General features: G+C 72.8%; 21 protein-coding genes. 7 read left to right on the top strand and 14 right to left on the bottom strand.

All coding sequences use genetic code 11. The features are described 5' to 3' along the window. Positions 1-177 precede the first annotated feature (177 nt). Both ACFVFS_RS16480 and ACFVFS_RS16485 read left to right on the top strand, forming a co-directional pair. Positions 178-852: a DUF3168 domain-containing protein gene (locus ACFVFS_RS16480; RefSeq protein WP_380624610.1), complete on the top strand. Its 675-nt coding sequence runs from the start codon at positions 178-180 to the stop codon at positions 850-852. A gap of 4 nt (positions 853-856) precedes the next feature. Next, a complete protein-coding gene (locus ACFVFS_RS16485) occupies positions 857-1,522 on the top strand; it encodes an RES family NAD+ phosphorylase (protein ID WP_380624612.1) in 666 nt (221 codons plus the stop codon). Between the two features lie 81 nt (positions 1,523-1,603). Here ACFVFS_RS16485 and ACFVFS_RS16490 read toward each other — a convergent pair whose 3' ends face one another. Both ACFVFS_RS16490 and ACFVFS_RS16495 read right to left on the bottom strand, forming a co-directional pair. Beyond that, the gene (locus tag ACFVFS_RS16490; protein WP_380624614.1) at positions 1,604-2,785 is read right to left on the bottom strand and encodes a PQQ-binding-like beta-propeller repeat protein; all 1,182 of its coding nucleotides are present in this window, start codon (positions 2,783-2,785) and stop codon (positions 1,604-1,606) included. A gap of 306 nt (positions 2,786-3,091) precedes the next feature. Then, on the bottom strand, positions 3,092-3,892 hold the full coding sequence (locus ACFVFS_RS16495) for a siderophore-interacting protein (RefSeq protein ID WP_380624616.1): 801 nt from the start codon (positions 3,890-3,892) through the stop codon (positions 3,092-3,094). Positions 3,893-4,080: 188 nt separating this feature from the next. Between ACFVFS_RS16495 and ACFVFS_RS16500 the strand changes: the two genes are divergently transcribed. Continuing rightward, positions 4,081-4,479, top strand: a complete 399-nt coding sequence (locus ACFVFS_RS16500) for an ASCH domain-containing protein (RefSeq protein WP_380624618.1) — start codon at positions 4,081-4,083, stop codon at positions 4,477-4,479. A gap of 49 nt (positions 4,480-4,528) precedes the next feature. Here the strand turns inward: ACFVFS_RS16500 and ACFVFS_RS16505 are convergent, their stop codons facing one another. Together ACFVFS_RS16505 and ACFVFS_RS16510 are read right to left on the bottom strand one after the other, a co-directional pair. Continuing rightward, a complete protein-coding gene (locus tag ACFVFS_RS16505) occupies positions 4,529-4,702 on the bottom strand; it encodes an alpha/beta fold hydrolase (RefSeq protein WP_380624620.1) in 174 nt (57 codons plus the stop codon). A gap of 41 nt (positions 4,703-4,743) precedes the next feature. Continuing rightward, the gene (locus ACFVFS_RS16510) at positions 4,744-5,226 is read right to left on the bottom strand and encodes a hypothetical protein (protein WP_380624622.1); all 483 of its coding nucleotides are present in this window, start codon (positions 5,224-5,226) and stop codon (positions 4,744-4,746) included. Positions 5,227-5,292: 66 nt separating this feature from the next. On the opposite strand from ACFVFS_RS16510, the gene ACFVFS_RS16515 reads away from it, so the two are divergent. Further along, positions 5,293-5,871: a hypothetical protein gene (locus ACFVFS_RS16515; RefSeq protein WP_380624685.1), complete on the top strand. Its 579-nt coding sequence runs from the start codon at positions 5,293-5,295 to the stop codon at positions 5,869-5,871. A 100-nt stretch (positions 5,872-5,971) separates the two neighbouring features. Here the strand turns inward: ACFVFS_RS16515 and ACFVFS_RS16520 are convergent, their stop codons facing one another. From ACFVFS_RS16520 to ACFVFS_RS16550, 7 genes are all read right to left on the bottom strand, one after another. Beyond that, positions 5,972-6,472: a hypothetical protein gene (locus ACFVFS_RS16520; RefSeq protein ID WP_380624624.1), complete on the bottom strand. Its 501-nt coding sequence runs from the start codon at positions 6,470-6,472 to the stop codon at positions 5,972-5,974. Between the two features lie 46 nt (positions 6,473-6,518). Next, positions 6,519-7,814, bottom strand: coding sequence for a hypothetical protein (locus ACFVFS_RS16525; protein WP_380624626.1), 1,296 nt, complete (start codon positions 7,812-7,814; stop codon positions 6,519-6,521). A gap of 38 nt (positions 7,815-7,852) precedes the next feature. Further along, complete coding sequence (locus ACFVFS_RS16530; protein WP_380624628.1) at positions 7,853-8,230, bottom strand: hypothetical protein; 378 nt, start codon at positions 8,228-8,230, stop codon at positions 7,853-7,855. 220 nt (positions 8,231-8,450) lie between these two features. After that, a complete protein-coding gene (locus ACFVFS_RS16535; RefSeq protein ID WP_380624630.1) occupies positions 8,451-8,948 on the bottom strand; it encodes an NUDIX domain-containing protein in 498 nt (165 codons plus the stop codon). Between the two features lie 8 nt (positions 8,949-8,956). Further along, entirely contained in the window at positions 8,957-9,145 is a 189-nt protein-coding gene (locus tag ACFVFS_RS16540; protein WP_380624632.1) for a hypothetical protein, read from the bottom strand. Beyond that, positions 9,111-9,368, bottom strand: coding sequence for a hypothetical protein (locus tag ACFVFS_RS16545; RefSeq protein WP_380624634.1), 258 nt, complete (start codon positions 9,366-9,368; stop codon positions 9,111-9,113). Before ACFVFS_RS16545 ends, ACFVFS_RS16540 begins: the two co-directional genes overlap by 35 nt. Next, complete coding sequence (locus tag ACFVFS_RS16550) at positions 9,368-9,571, bottom strand: hypothetical protein (protein WP_376087986.1); 204 nt, start codon at positions 9,569-9,571, stop codon at positions 9,368-9,370. The genes ACFVFS_RS16545 and ACFVFS_RS16550 overlap by 1 nt, the downstream gene beginning before the upstream one ends. A 112-nt stretch (positions 9,572-9,683) precedes the next feature. Here ACFVFS_RS16550 and ACFVFS_RS16555 point away from each other — a divergent pair, with 112 nt between their 5' ends. Both ACFVFS_RS16555 and ACFVFS_RS16560 read left to right on the top strand, forming a co-directional pair. Next, on the top strand, positions 9,684-10,517 hold the full coding sequence (locus tag ACFVFS_RS16555) for a helix-turn-helix transcriptional regulator (protein WP_380624636.1): 834 nt from the start codon (positions 9,684-9,686) through the stop codon (positions 10,515-10,517). Next, a complete protein-coding gene (locus tag ACFVFS_RS16560) occupies positions 10,514-10,714 on the top strand; it encodes a DUF397 domain-containing protein (RefSeq protein WP_380624638.1) in 201 nt (66 codons plus the stop codon). The genes ACFVFS_RS16555 and ACFVFS_RS16560 overlap by 4 nt, the downstream gene beginning before the upstream one ends. Before the next feature lie 180 nt (positions 10,715-10,894). Here the strand turns inward: ACFVFS_RS16560 and ACFVFS_RS16565 are convergent, their stop codons facing one another. Then, positions 10,895-11,311: a DUF5958 family protein gene (locus tag ACFVFS_RS16565; RefSeq protein WP_380624640.1), complete on the bottom strand. Its 417-nt coding sequence runs from the start codon at positions 11,309-11,311 to the stop codon at positions 10,895-10,897. Between the two features lie 121 nt (positions 11,312-11,432). Continuing rightward, the gene (locus ACFVFS_RS16570; RefSeq protein ID WP_380624642.1) at positions 11,433-12,005 is read right to left on the bottom strand and encodes a TetR/AcrR family transcriptional regulator; all 573 of its coding nucleotides are present in this window, start codon (positions 12,003-12,005) and stop codon (positions 11,433-11,435) included. A gap of 103 nt (positions 12,006-12,108) precedes the next feature. Here ACFVFS_RS16570 and ACFVFS_RS16575 point away from each other — a divergent pair, with 103 nt between their 5' ends. Continuing rightward, a complete protein-coding gene (locus ACFVFS_RS16575; RefSeq protein WP_380624644.1) occupies positions 12,109-12,417 on the top strand; it encodes a hypothetical protein in 309 nt (102 codons plus the stop codon). A gap of 163 nt (positions 12,418-12,580) precedes the next feature. Here ACFVFS_RS16575 and ACFVFS_RS16580 read toward each other — a convergent pair whose 3' ends face one another. Further along, positions 12,581-13,018, bottom strand: coding sequence for a hypothetical protein (locus ACFVFS_RS16580; protein WP_380624646.1), 438 nt, complete (start codon positions 13,016-13,018; stop codon positions 12,581-12,583). Positions 13,019-13,022 lie beyond the last annotated feature (4 nt).

Consider the following 13,022-nt stretch of genomic DNA (forward strand, 5'->3'; position numbering starts at 1 on the left):
CCGCCCCCGAGGTGCTGCTGATGCCCCATCATGCCGTAGATCCGGCCACGGCCGGCCGGCCTTTGCAAATCCGAGATCACCACCCGGGGAGCGGCCCGACGCGCTAGATTGACGCACGGTCGGCAGGCGCGGACCGGGATCGGAGCCGGGATCGGAACCGGGCGGGGGTGAGGGACGATGGTGTCGTCGGAGGACGTGCTGGCAGCGCTGCGCGCGCACTGGGACGACATCTGGGAGCTCCTCGACGAACCGTCCCGGGCCAGGCTCCGGGAGCTCGCCGAGGACACGGCCGGCGATCCGGAGCGCGTCGTGCGCAGGATCGTCCGGCTGGTGCAGGCCGCTCTCCCGGGCGGGCATCCGGTCCTGGAGCTGTTCGACGACTTCGTGCGCTACGCCCGGGGCGCCGACGGCGGCCGGACCGTCGACAGCGGCACGTTCAACGGGACCGTCATCCAGGCCGGCGTCGCCGGCCTGCTGCGCCCCGCCTCGGCCCTCTCCGACGACACGCCCCCCGACGACGCCGACGACTGGCTGCTCGCGGCGGACTCCGTCACCGCCGCCTCCTACCGGGCCGACGGGCACGATCCCGCCGACCCCGACCTGATCCGGCTGACCGACCGCCAGGGCACCGTCCGGCTCCCGTCGTTCCAGTTCGACGGCGTGTCCGGCCGCCCGCTCCCGGTCGTCGTGGCCGTCAACCGCCTGCTCGACGCCGACGACGACCCCTGGGGCGTGGCGGACTGGTGGCTGGGCTCCAACGCCTGGCTGGACACCGTGCCCGCCCGTCTGCTGGGAACCGCCGGTGAGCACACGCTGCTCGCCGCCGCCCGCGCCGAGATCGCGGAGTGGTGAGGGCATGCCCGACGTGAAGGTTCCCGCCCCGACCGTGCGCGCCACCCCGTTCCGCGAGGTCCTGCCCGCGGGCACCGTCCTCCACCGGGTGCACGCCGCCGCGTTCCCGGCCACCTCGTTCAACCCGTACCCCTCCGACAGCCACTACGAGGGCGGCCGGTTCTGCTCCTTCGAGGGCGACGGCTCCCACCTGCCGTACCTGTACGCCGGGTTCTCGGAGCGGACGGCGGTGATGGAGACGCTGGTGCGCGGCGTCCCGTTCGACGAGCGCGGCTGGCGGCGGGTCCGGCGCGCCTCGGTGCGGGGCAGGGTGCTGTCGCGGATCGAGACCACCTGCGACATCCCACTGGTCGGCCTGATGACGCTCGACCAGCTCGCGGCCGTCCACCAGGACGAGTGGCTGATCCACTCCACGCCCGAGGCCTACCCGCGCACCCGCCGCTGGGCGGCCTGGATCCGCGGCCAGGCGCCGTGGGCGCTGGGGCTGCACTGGCCGTCCAAGCGGGATCTGGGGAGCAGCGCCTGCGTCCTCTACGAGCGCGACCCCGCCACTCCGCTCGTCAAACCGGCCGACACCGCGCCCGTCCCGCTGGACACGGCCGAGGGCGCCGAGCTGCTCAACCGCCTCCTCGCCCCGGCCCGTACCCGGATCGATCCCCCGCGCCGGTAGGGCGCGGGGGTCACCGGCGGGGGGGTCACCGGCGGGGGGTCACCGGCGCGAGGCGGCGGACCGGGCCGCCCGCCGCCGGGCTCAGGCCCGGGGAAGGGCGGCGAAGGCGCGGAGGCCGGTGCGGCTGCCCCGGTAGACGGCGGATCCGGCGGCCGCCAGGGAGACCCAGGTGAACGCGGTGTCGGCGGTGAGGTGCTCCGGCTCGTCCTGCCAGCGGAGCCGGCCCGTCGTCAGGTCGTAGGCGAAGAGACGGTCGTCGTTGGTGCCGACGTACACGGCGCCGTCGGCGGCCGTCAGGGAACTCATCCCCCGCCCCATCCCCGGCGGCACGGTGGCCGTCCACCGCTCGTCGCCCGTGGCCGCGTCCAGGGCCAGCAGCCGGTCCCCCTTGAGCAGGCAGACCGCCCCGCCTGCGGCCACCGGGCCGGTCACGCCGCTCCGCTGCGCCCGCTTCCAGAGCACCCGCCCGGTCGCCGCGTCCAGGGCGAAGACCGTCGAACCCCCGGCGGCGAGGTCGGTGTCCGCGAGACACACGATGCCGCCGTGGACCACGGGCGGGTCGAGGACGAACCCGACGCCGTCCTGCGCCCACCGCTGCTCGCCGCTGCGGACGTCGAAGGCGAGCAGCCCGGCGGACCGGCCGGGCAGGTACACGGTGTCCCCGGCCACGAGCGGGGCGCCCGAGACCACCGGCGGGCCGATCCACCGCGCCTGGCCGGTGGCCGCGTCGAATGCGCGCAGCGACGCCCCCTCGACGGTGATCACACTGTCGCCGACCACCGCGACGCCCTGGGGCGTCGAGAGGTCCCGCCAGTCCGGCACGGCGATCTCCCAGCGCCGTTCCCCCGACGCGGCGTCGAAAACCTGGACCTTGGTCGCGGAGTTCACGCACACCACGCCGCCGCCCTCGGCCAGCGGCCAGCCGCCGCGGTTCCCGGCGTCGTCGGCCGTGCTGACCTCGGCGGCCCAGCGGACGGTGCCGGTGCCCGGATCGAGGGCCCGGACGCTGCCGTCGTACCCCGCCACGTAGAGGTGCCCCCGGGGATCGGCCGACGGGACGACCCGTCCGCCGCCGGCCGCCGCGTCCCAGAGCCGGGGGCCGCGGGCGTTCTCCCGGACCGCCCACCAGCGGGCCCCGGCCGGCACCGCGAGCGCGCCCAGCCCGGCGGCCGCGCTCAGCAGCAGGCGGCGGCGGTTGATCCGTTGGGGGGACGGCGTGTGGTGCGTGGTGTCGGAGGTCACGCCGTTCATCACTTCGTCCACTGATCGCACGGTTCCCCCGTCGACCGGGACCGGCCCTTTCGGGCAACCCGCAACGGGGACGCCCCGCCCGGACGGGGGCCGGGCGGGGCGGGGCCGGGCGGGGCGGGTCTGTGCGGTACGGATCTGGGCGGTACGGATCTGGGCGGTACGGCGCCACCGGGTCGCCCGGTCACGGGCAGGGGTGCGCCTCGGGCGGCACTCGGGTCGGTCGGGGCGCCGCCGCCGGTCGGACCACCAGGGCCGGGTGCCAAATCCGGACTCGGCCGCTGTCGATCCCCATCAGTCCTCGCCAGCCCCCCTTCCTCCTCAGTCCGCGTCCGTCTCCACGGGTTCGTCGGCGCGCTGGTCCTCGGTGCGGCCGAGGCGCCAGTAGCCCATGAAGCAGACGGCGCGCCGGTCGTAGCCGCGCTCCCGGACCAGGTGGCGGCGCACCTCGCGGACGTCCGCCGCCTCCCCCGCGACCCACGCGTACGGCGTACCGCCCGGCAGGTCGGCGGCGCGCACGGCGTTGGGGAGCGCGGGGGTGCCCGGGGCGCCCCGGTGCAGCCAGGTGATCTCGGTGCCGGGGCGGTCGGCGGGCAGGTAGGCGTGCTCCCGCGGCCCCTCGACCTCGGCGAACACCTTCACCGGCAGGTCGGCGGGAAGTTCGTCGAGGATCGCGGCGACGGCGGGCAGGGTGGACTCGTCGCCCGCCAGCAGCACCCAGTCCGCCCCGTCGGGCAGCCGGAACTCCACGCCGCCGGCGTCCTCGATCGCCGGACCGCAGACGATGACCCGGTCGCCGGGCGCCGCCGTCATGGCCCAGTTCGAGCCGGGTCCGTGGTCGCCGTGGACGGCGATGTCGATGTCGACCTCGTCGGGGTCGCGGCGCTGCGCGCGGACGGTGTAGGTGCGCAGCACCGGGCGGACGGCGGGGTCCATGGCCCGCCAGCTCTGGTACCAGCCGAACTCCTCCTCGCCCTCGGGCATGAGGGGTTCGGACTGGCCGGGGAGGGGCAGCAGGAGTTTCACCCGCTGGTCGAGGCCGCCGTTGACGAATCCGGTGAGGCCGGGGCCGCCGAGGGTGATCCGGGCCATGTGCGGGGTGATCCGGGTGGCCCGGAGCACCTGGAGCGGGAAGAGCAGGAAGCGCGCGGGGGCGGCGGTGCTGGTCAGGGCCGTCTCCTCTCATCTGAATTTAGGTAAGGCTAACCTACTTTCCGGCGTGTTCGCCGCAGCGGCGGCCGCCGCGCCGCCGTATCGTCCGGAAAGAGACGGCCCGCCGCCCGGCGGTCCTCGGAGGAGGTGGTGTCGCAATGTGGCCACGCGTCAAGGGCCTGCGCTCGATGGAACTCGGCACTCCGGGCGCGATGCGGGCCGAGCTGAACGCCCTGGCGCTGACCGGCCGGAAGACCGCCACCACCGGCCTGCTGGCGGAATACGCCGAGGAGGCCGAGGGGCTGGAGTACCCCGGCGAACGGCTGGCGCTGCTCGACGACGACGGGCGGCTCGTCGGGGTCATCGAGATCACCGGCGTGGAGGTGAAGCCGTTCGCCGAGGTCACCTGGGAGCACGCCCGGGCGGAGGGCGAGGGTGACGCCTCCCTGGAGGAGTGGCGCGCCGGGCACCGCGGCTACTGGGAGCGGCTGGGCACCCGGGTCGAGGAGCGCACGCCCGTGGTCTGCCTGGCCTTCCGCCTCGCCGGGGCTCCGTAGGCGTCGCCGGTCGCCGGTCTCCCGTGCTCAGTCGCCGGGTCGCCGATCGTCAGCCGTCCGGGAACCCGGCGACCAGGTCGCGGAACACCGCCGGCTCGTCGACCCACGGCCAGTGCCCGCACCCGGGGAGCACCTCCAGGCGGCCCGCCGGGTAGCCGGCCGCGACCCGGCGCGGTGTGTCGACGCCCGCCACGCCGTCCTCGGACCCGGCGACCACCAGCACCGGACTGCCGAACGTGGGCAGCTCCGACTCTCGATCACGGCTCAGCGCGTGTCGACCACGACCGGCCGGAGCAGCCTCACGGGCTCGCCGCCCGGCTCCTCCCGGAGGCGTCCGTCGGCCCCGCGCACGCTGCACGGTCCCCAGAGCCGCGTGCCGGCGGTGTCGGCCAGGTACCACCGGCCGCCGACCAGCGCCAGGGAGTAGTACGGGTCCTGGGGGTCGACCTCGACGAAGGACGGATCGACGCCGCACAGGACGTCCACGCCCAACCGTTCGCCGATGTGCTCCGCGAAGCGCAGGTCGGGGTACGGCCCGAGGTCGCACGCGTACACGTGCACCACGAGGCCGAGCGGCCACGCCGGATCCTCGGTGGGCTCCAGGCTCGCCCACAGACCTCCGATCCCGTCCGGGACGTCGGCTCCGGGAGGCTGCACCGCCAACGGCAGGCCGGGCGGGACCAGTTCCGCGAACACGGCCGCCACGTCGGCGACGCTGAGGGCCCGTGACACGGTGATGCTGAACATGGTCGCCATGGAACCACGACCCCCGGGAGCGCCGTCGGGGCCGGTGGGTGGGACGCTGTCACCGTGATGGAACGGAAGTCCTTCCAGACGCACCTGCGGCGGGCCGCCACCGGCATCCTGGAGCGCGTCCCCGAGCAACTGAAGCCTGAGACCTACGTCCTGGCCTTCAACATCTGGCGCGTCGACGCCGACAACCGCCGCCCGCACGTGGACGTCGGCTACAACACGGAGAGCCGGTACGAGCAGGAGATGCGGCGGGGCGCCGACCCCTGGGAGGCGCGCTGGAACTACGCCTTCTGGATCCTCGACGGCTTCGACAGGCTCGGCAACGTCCCCGAGGACCCGGTCGGCGGCCCGCTCTACGAGGAGGAGGCCCGGGAGCGCGGCATCTGGTACGACGGCGCGTTCGACCTCGGCCGCATGCTGGACGACGACGAGCTCCGCACCAAGTCCGGCCTCCTCGAACTCCACTTCCACGACGCCGTCGTCGACCTCGCCCGCCACCTCCACACGAGCGGCACCGTCACGAGGATCTTCGGCCGTCCCCTGCCCGTGGTCGTGTTCGACATGGACTGCCCGGGCTGGGAGGAGGAGGCCACCAGGGCCGCCAACCCGGCCGAGCTGATCGAGGACTTCCTGGCGTGAATCACCCCCGTGGGAAGTCGGCGGGTCCGACTTCCTGCTCCGGGGCAGTCGTCCGCTCGGGCGGCGGGGCGTCGGCCGTGGGCGGCGAGGAGGTGTTCGGTCAGTCGCCGATCCCGAGATGCAGGATGGTCGCCCAGTCGCCGGTGACCAGCAGCAGGTTGCGCCACCAGAGCTCGCCCGCGTGCGGGCCGTCGACGTCGGCGGAGCTTCGGACGGGCCCCAGATGCGCTTCGACGAGGTCGGCGACGCCGTCGGCGAGCTCGCCTGCCCGCCGGATCTCGACGGGCGTGCGGAGGTCCGGGTCCGCATACCGGTGGGCGGGCTGCAGGCACCCCTCGGTCACCTGGCGGCGGAGGATGTCCCGCCAGGCTCGCGGTGACTCGAACGGGACGACCGGCGTCCCTACCCGGTGTCCGCTGGTCCCCGCGTCGTACACGGCCTGAGCGAGACTCCTCATCCGGTCATGCCCGGGCCGCGTCCCGGCCACCCGGACGACGGGGAACAGGTGGATGGACGACACGTGGTTGCAGTCGTCGAGCAGGTCCTCAAGCGGTTCGGCCGCGGCTGACACCGCGGCCGGGGCGTCGAGGGGGTTCAGCATGGGCGTCCGGGTCCTCCGTGCGGTTGCGTGTTACGGGCTCAGCGTGTCAGCCGAGCGCCGGGTCCGGCTCCCTGAATGCTGCCAGCGCCCTGCGGGCGGCGGGGTAGACGTCCGCCGGGAAGCACCGGTCGGACGCCAGCGCAGCTTCGAGCAGGGGCGTCGCGGCCGAGGCCGGGGAGCCGATCCGGGCGAGGTACCGGATCGCCGCGCGGCAGGCGTCGTCGGCCTCACCCGACCTCAGGGGCTCAAGTGCCGCCAGCAGCACCGGGACTGCGGCGTCCGCGTCCCCGGTGACCCGCCACCAGGCGTGGGCGGCCTGGACACGGGTCCACGGGCCGGGCGACTCCAGCAGCGGCCGGAGCGCCGTCGTGCACAGCGCCGCCTGCGGCCCCAGCTCCGCCAGCCGGCCGAGATCGGCGTACCCCAGGCCCAGGGCCGCAGCGGCTTCTAGGAAGGCCAGGAAGACCTGCGGTTCACCGGTGATCCGCCAGTGCGCCCAGGCCGCGTTCTGGGCACCGTGCCACCGTCGGCCGCCGTTCGGCAGCGGGGTGGCGCCGTCGTGCCGCAGTGGCTGGACGACGCCGAGGGCGAAGCCGGCGAGGGTGTCCGCCGCAGGAGCCGCCGCCGGGCCGATGGCGCCGAGCGCGTCGCAGGCCCATCGCACGTTGCGGGTGGCGAGCGCCGAGACCAGCTCCGGGACCGCCCCGCTCGCGGCGGGACCCCACACGGCCATGGCGGTGAGGACCGAACGCAGCCGCTCGTTGTCGGCCGAGTCGACGAGCAGGCGGCGGATCCCCGGGAGCAGTTCGTCGGCGCGTCCCGCCAGCGGCTGGAGGACGTGTCCGAGTGAAGTCACCTGGAAGAACGGGAGTCCGCTGCTCGACGCCAGCCAGCGGTGCACCGGTTCCAGGGCTTCCGGACGGCCGAGCCGGGCGAGGACCAGGGCCGCCGGGCCGGCGACCAGGTCGTAGGAATCGCCGGCGGCCGCGATCAGGGCGGGAACGGCCGGTGTGATGTCCTGCGTGGAGTCCGCCGAGACGTGCCGCGCCAGCGCCATCGCCGCGTGAGCGCGGGCATGGGAATGACGGGAGTTCAGGCAGCGCACCAGGCCGGCCACCAGGTCCGGCCGGGGTGCACGCCAGCGCCGCAGAATGTCCGAGGCGATGGCGACCGCACCCTCGACCAGTACGGGCTGCTCGGAGTCGAACCCGCCCATGGCGATGGCGACCCCGCGGTCGACATGCTCGTGCACGTCCAGCCGCAGCTCCTCCGGGTCAACACCAGCGTGGGCGAGCAACTTACGGGCGTGGAATTCGTACAGCGTCTCGGTCGCGTGGGCCATGACCCGCAGGCTACAGCCGTGGCCCGGCCTCGATGCCGTCACCAGACGAGGACTCCGCCTCCCAGCGTGAGCGCCCGCCCAGCGGTGTCCTCGATGATCGCCAACCGCGCCGAGATCGCCTCCCTGTGCTCCTCGGCCGTCCGCACCGGTTCCGTCTCCGCGACGATCCGCTCCAGGTTCTCTCGGAGCAGACGGCACTCCCGCAGGAACGCGGGGACGTCCTCGGGTTCGACGTGGAGGTCTGCCCCGGCCAGGACCGGGAAGAAGCCCGCCCCGAGGGACCGGACCGCCTCCGATCCCCAGACCCGCGTGCGCCAGTCCTCGAAGCCCGCGAGGTCCGCGTGCCCCTCCGGGGTGTCCTGCACGCGGACCTCACCACGCGCGTCGACAAGGAAGACGTGCACCGTCAAGCTCATGGGCGCAGTGGATCACGAGTCTGACGATCCGCTCCACGGGTTTTCGTTCCGGCGGAGGTCAGGGACGGAGTGGCTCGGCATCGGTCGTCAGGCCGTCCGTCACCAGCCACCGGGCCACCAACGGCTCGATCCCGGCCCGGGCGCGCGCCGCATCGACCGACGGGTGGGAAAGGAGTGGGAAGTCGGCGGGTCCGACTTCCTACTCCGGGACGCTGTCGTTTCAGAGGGTGGCGTGTTGGCCGTGGGTGAGGAGGGGGAGGGTGCGGCCGAGGGTGGCGAGGGCCTGGCGGGTGCGGGCGTGCTGGGCGGGGCTGAGGAGGGTGGGGAGGTCGCGGGGGTCGGCGAGGCGGGCGCCGAAGAGGTTGCTGCGGTGGCGGGGCGGGACGGTGATGCGGGCGGCGTCGCGGTCGGTGAGGGTGCCGCCGTCGAAGACGAGGGTGAGGCGTTCGAGGTAGCGGTCGGCGGGGGTGAAGTCGACGGCGAGGAGGTGGGTGACCGGCCGGTGGAGGCCGGTCTGGGCGTGCAGGACGCGGGTGGCGGCGCGGTGCGGGGGCTCGTTGGTGCGGCAGGCCCCGCCGGGGAGGAGGTGGCCGTCGAGGAAGTCGGGGTCGACGAGCAGGACGCGGCCGTCGTCGGTGCGCAGCAGGACCTGGGTGCCGAGCCGGCAGGTGGGGGGCTTGGCCAGCAGGCGGGGGTCGCGCGAGGGGAGGGTGCGCATGGCGGGGGCTACTTTCCGGTGGCGGTGCGGTTGAACCCGGTCATGAGGGAGGCGGCGAAGAACAGCCACCAGACCAGGTCGGAGGTGCGGGGGTCGGCGAGCGAGGCGGCGACCTGGGCGACGAGGCTCGCTGCGGCGAACACGGCTGCGGCGGTGAGGAGTTCAGCGCGGGTCGGCCGGTTGCTGGGCCTGTTCATGGCGCAGCCCCTTTCGGAGGAGGTCGATGATGCGCTCGATCTGCTCGGTGCGGGCGGCTCCGAGGCTGATGAGGTAGCAGCCGGTGCGGCGCCCGAAGTCCCAGTCGACTTCGAGGGAGGGCAGTTTGGCGTCGGCGAGGGCGAGGACGGTGGCCAGGTCCTCGACGGCGTACGCGGCCGCGCGCCGCTGGTCGGCGGTGGCCCGGTTGAGGATCGCCCCCATCAGGCCACACCTCGGCGGGGCTCGAACGCCCGGTACGCCGACTCGGCGGCGGTGAAGGAGGAGAACCCGGCGAGGAGGCCGGAGTTGTCGTGCAGCCACTCCCCCGAGGTCTCGTTCCGCACCCGGTAGCACCGGGCCGACGGGTCCCAGCGCACGCCGTAGCCGTGGAGCTTGGTGGGGGGCTGGATTCGGGCAGGTCTCATGGGAACCCTCCGCAGTCGGTCTTTCACGTTCCGTACCCATGGTCGCCCGGAGAGGGCTAGCATCTGAAGCGAAATTGGACTTGACTGGATCGCTGTCCAAGTTGGAGCAGACGTGGTCAACCGCAGAGAACTTGATCCATCGGCAGGTCGGTGGGCACCCTTCGGCGTACAACTCCGCAGGTTGCGCGAAGCGGCAGGCCTCACTCAGGCCCAGTTGGCCAAGCTCATGGGATTCCACTACTCCACCGTCTCGTTCGCCGAACTTGGCACGAAGCAGGTGTCGCTGAGGTTCGCACGCGCAGCCGACAAGGCGCTCGGCACGCACGGAACGCTGACACTCATGTGGCAGCAAGCGTCGAACTCAGCAGGGCTTGCCGAAGGCTTCACCGAGTTCGCCGGGTTCGAGGCGAAGGCGAGAGAGCTGCGGCTCTACGAGACGACACTGGTGCCGGGGCTGCTGCAAACGCCGGAATACGCCGAGGCCGAGTTGTCAGAAGCGGTTCTGCGTGGAGAGATCACTGAAGACCAGGCCGATGAACGGCTGAACTTCCGCCTCGACCGGCAGCAGCTCCTCCGTCGAGGCCAGCCCCCACTCGTCTTTGCAGCTCTTGCCGAGAACGTGATCCGCTGGTCCCTCGGGGGTCCGAAGGTGATGGGCGATCAACTCAAGCACCTTGAGGAGTTGGCTGCACGGCCGAACGTCCTCGTCCAAGTACTGCCCTTCACCCTTGCGACCCGCCCGTTCCAGACAGCCGTCACTTTGCTGACCATGCCGGACGAACATCAGCTCGGCTACACGGAGATCCCCAACCGGGGGTTCCTGGAACGCGATCGAACAACAGTGTCGATTTGGCGAAGGCGCTACGATCGGCTCCAGGTTGAAGCCCCGATGCGGTCCATGTCCTTGGACATAATCCGTGGAGCCCGGAAGGATCTAGCGCCATGACACTCGATGTTGCCTCCTGGCGGAAGAGCAGCTACAGCGGCGATGCGGGCCAGTGCATCGAGGTGGCCGACGGGCACCCCGGGCTCATGCCCGTCCGCGACTCCAAGGACCCCGCCGGGCCCACCCTCCTCTTCCCCACCGACGCCTGGCAGTCCTTCGTGACCGCCATCCGCGCCGGCGAGTTCAACCAGCACTGACACCGGCACCCCGGAGTGGGAAGTCGGACCCACCGACTTCCCACTCCGAGTGACGCCCAGCGCTCCATAGCGATTCGTGATCCAGGCGTCCGGGAGGAAGGAGGCACCCCGTCGGCAGCCGGGTATGCGCTTCGAATCAGCCGTCGCACCGCCTTCAGAAGTCCGCACAACCTCCGGTGATCACGCGGTGCCCGCTTCTGCATCGACCCCTGCCGCCAGCTGGTGCCAGGCATGGGTGCATCCGTCTGCGCAGAACCGCTCCCGACGGCGCTTGTCCGCCACCCCCAGCAGCGCGACCAGCAGCCGAAACGCCTTCACGCGCTCGTCCTGCGGCAGATTGATGATCTTTGTCAGCTGCTCGGTCACCTGCCCACGTGTGATCAGCACGGCCGGGGTGTGCGTCGGCCGGATACCGGCGATCCGCACGCTCTCGGGCCCGTCCTCCACCGTCGCCCGCGCCTGGATGCAGTGTCCGCCCAGATCCCGAAGGACCTCGAACTGGTCCTGAGCGGGCAGGGCTTCGAACCACTCGACACCCTGTCCAATCGGGCGCAGCCCCTGCGCGAGCTCGTTCACCATGACCGTGCGCTCGTCCATCCGCCAACCTCCGCGATCCAGCTGAGGCCACGAGCCCCCCGAAGGCCATCGAACCAGATCGCCAAGTACGACCGGAGTACCAGGTCCGCACCCCGGCCGGCTGCAGCGCGCCGACGCCGGGTCAATCCACCTTCGGGAGGGCAGAGAGCAGGGCCTCGGCAGCCCGGTCGAAGGGGGCGACGCTTCCCGCGGCGCGGCACAGGACGTGGGCGCCTTCCAGCGTGGCGATCATGAGCGTGGCCAGACCCGCAGCCTGGGCCGAGCCCATTCCCGCCTCCGCGAGCTTCCCCGCGAGCTCGCCCTCCCAGCCGGCGAACGCTTCGGCCGCGACGGCACACAGACCGCCCTGGTCCGCGATGGCCGCACCGCCGTCGACGGTGACCGCCGCGATCGCGCAGCCGCCGCCCTCGGCGGACGCCTGCACGACAGGGCGGACGCTCCCGAGAAACGCCTCCACGACTTCGCGCGGCGTGTGCGCCGGCAGTTCGCGCAGGTACCCGCGGACGTCCTCGCCGTGGCGGCGGGCGGCTTCGAGGGCGAGTTGCTGCTTGCCGCCCGGGAAGTGGTGATAGATCGCCCCGCGCGCGGCACCGCTCTCGGCCAGGACATCGCTGAAGGTCATCGCGGCCAGGCCGTGGCGTTGCAGCAGTCCGATCGCTGCGCCGATCATCCGGTTCTTCGTGTCTGCGGCCATCGCAACCCCCTTGACTAGTACGGCCATCCTAGTCCACGCTCATGCCACTAGGACGCACGTACTAGTAGCGCGGGCCGGACAGGCCCCGAAGCGGAGGTTCGTGATGGGCAAAACGTTTCTCTACACCGAGATCCAGGCAGCAGTCCCGTTCGATCAGTTCGACTGGCACCCGGTCAACGAGGCACTGAAGACCGCACCGGGCCTCATCCGCAAGACGTGGCTCTCCGGCGTCGGCACCCACACCGTCGGCGGCTTCTACGAGTTCGACAGCGCCGAGAACGCCCTGGCCTTCGCCCAGGGACCCTTCGCCGAGGAAGCCCGCCGGGCCGGAGCCCCGGCCACGACCCGGCTGTTCGACGGCGACATCGTCAAGGACGCCAGCCTCGACCTGGACTCGCCGTACTACGGCTGACCCCGCCGCTGACCCCCGGGCAGCCCCGGACACCGCCTCGCCCCTCCCCCGGGGCGAGGCGGCCCCGCGGAGAGACATCCCGATGAACACGACGGCCGGGGCCGGTTCCGGGTGCCGGTCCGACGACCGGCGCCCGGTTCGCGGTGGTGAACGCCCGTCCTCCTCAGTAGCGTTCGAGCCAAGCGGCGGTGTCGTTCATCATCGCGGTGGCCTCGGGGGCCCGTGACGCGGTGAGGAGGTCGCCGGTCTGGGGGTCGTAGGCGCTCAGACCGGTCTCCTCCTCCACGATCGCCGCCAGGCCGTACACCAGGGCCATCACCCGCTCCGCCTGCTCGCCCCGGTGCCAGTACGGGACGGTCATCAGCACGTTCGCGCCGTACGCCGACAGTTGCAGGCCGGACGGGGTGTGCCCGATGCCGAGCCACGCCTCGTTCGCTCCGGTCTCCGCGTCGCCCAGCAGTGCGAGCGCCCGCGGGGTGATGCGCTGCCACGCTTCGGTCAACTCCGGCGGCACGGTGGACGACTGGCCTTCCCCGGCTGCGATCGCCTCCGACACGGAGGGGTACCGGCGCAGGTCGAGGAAGGAGACGTCGTAGCTCATGGGT

The organism is Kitasatospora sp. NPDC057692 (genome assembly GCF_042799475.1).
GTDB lineage: Bacteria > Actinomycetota > Actinomycetes > Streptomycetales > Streptomycetaceae > Kitasatospora.

Coding starts and splice junctions, on each gene's coding strand:
- ACFVFS_RS16480 (WP_380624610.1), top strand. CDS start 178: ATGGTGTCGTCGGAGGACGTGCTGGCAGCGCTGCGCGCGCACTGGGAC.
- ACFVFS_RS16485 (WP_380624612.1), top strand. CDS start 857: ATGCCCGACGTGAAGGTTCCCGCCCCGACCGTGCGCGCCACCCCGTTC.
- ACFVFS_RS16500 (WP_380624618.1), top strand. CDS start 4,081: ATGTGGCCACGCGTCAAGGGCCTGCGCTCGATGGAACTCGGCACTCCG.
- ACFVFS_RS16510 (WP_380624622.1), bottom strand. CDS start 5,226: ATGTTCAGCATCACCGTGTCACGGGCCCTCAGCGTCGCCGACGTGGCG.
- ACFVFS_RS16515 (WP_380624685.1), top strand. CDS start 5,293: ATGGAACGGAAGTCCTTCCAGACGCACCTGCGGCGGGCCGCCACCGGC.
- ACFVFS_RS16520 (WP_380624624.1), bottom strand. CDS start 6,472: ATGCTGAACCCCCTCGACGCCCCGGCCGCGGTGTCAGCCGCGGCCGAA.
- ACFVFS_RS16525 (WP_380624626.1), bottom strand. CDS start 7,814: ATGGCCCACGCGACCGAGACGCTGTACGAATTCCACGCCCGTAAGTTG.
- ACFVFS_RS16530 (WP_380624628.1), bottom strand. CDS start 8,230: ATGAGCTTGACGGTGCACGTCTTCCTTGTCGACGCGCGTGGTGAGGTC.
- ACFVFS_RS16535 (WP_380624630.1), bottom strand. CDS start 8,948: ATGCGCACCCTCCCCTCGCGCGACCCCCGCCTGCTGGCCAAGCCCCCC.
- ACFVFS_RS16540 (WP_380624632.1), bottom strand. CDS start 9,145: ATGAACAGGCCCAGCAACCGGCCGACCCGCGCTGAACTCCTCACCGCC.
- ACFVFS_RS16545 (WP_380624634.1), bottom strand. CDS start 9,368: ATGGGGGCGATCCTCAACCGGGCCACCGCCGACCAGCGGCGCGCGGCC.
- ACFVFS_RS16550 (WP_376087986.1), bottom strand. CDS start 9,571: ATGAGACCTGCCCGAATCCAGCCCCCCACCAAGCTCCACGGCTACGGC.
- ACFVFS_RS16560 (WP_380624638.1), top strand. CDS start 10,514: ATGACACTCGATGTTGCCTCCTGGCGGAAGAGCAGCTACAGCGGCGAT.
- ACFVFS_RS16565 (WP_380624640.1), bottom strand. CDS start 11,311: ATGGACGAGCGCACGGTCATGGTGAACGAGCTCGCGCAGGGGCTGCGC.
- ACFVFS_RS16570 (WP_380624642.1), bottom strand. CDS start 12,005: ATGGCCGCAGACACGAAGAACCGGATGATCGGCGCAGCGATCGGACTG.
- ACFVFS_RS16575 (WP_380624644.1), top strand. CDS start 12,109: ATGGGCAAAACGTTTCTCTACACCGAGATCCAGGCAGCAGTCCCGTTC.
- ACFVFS_RS16580 (WP_380624646.1), bottom strand. CDS start 13,018: ATGAGCTACGACGTCTCCTTCCTCGACCTGCGCCGGTACCCCTCCGTG.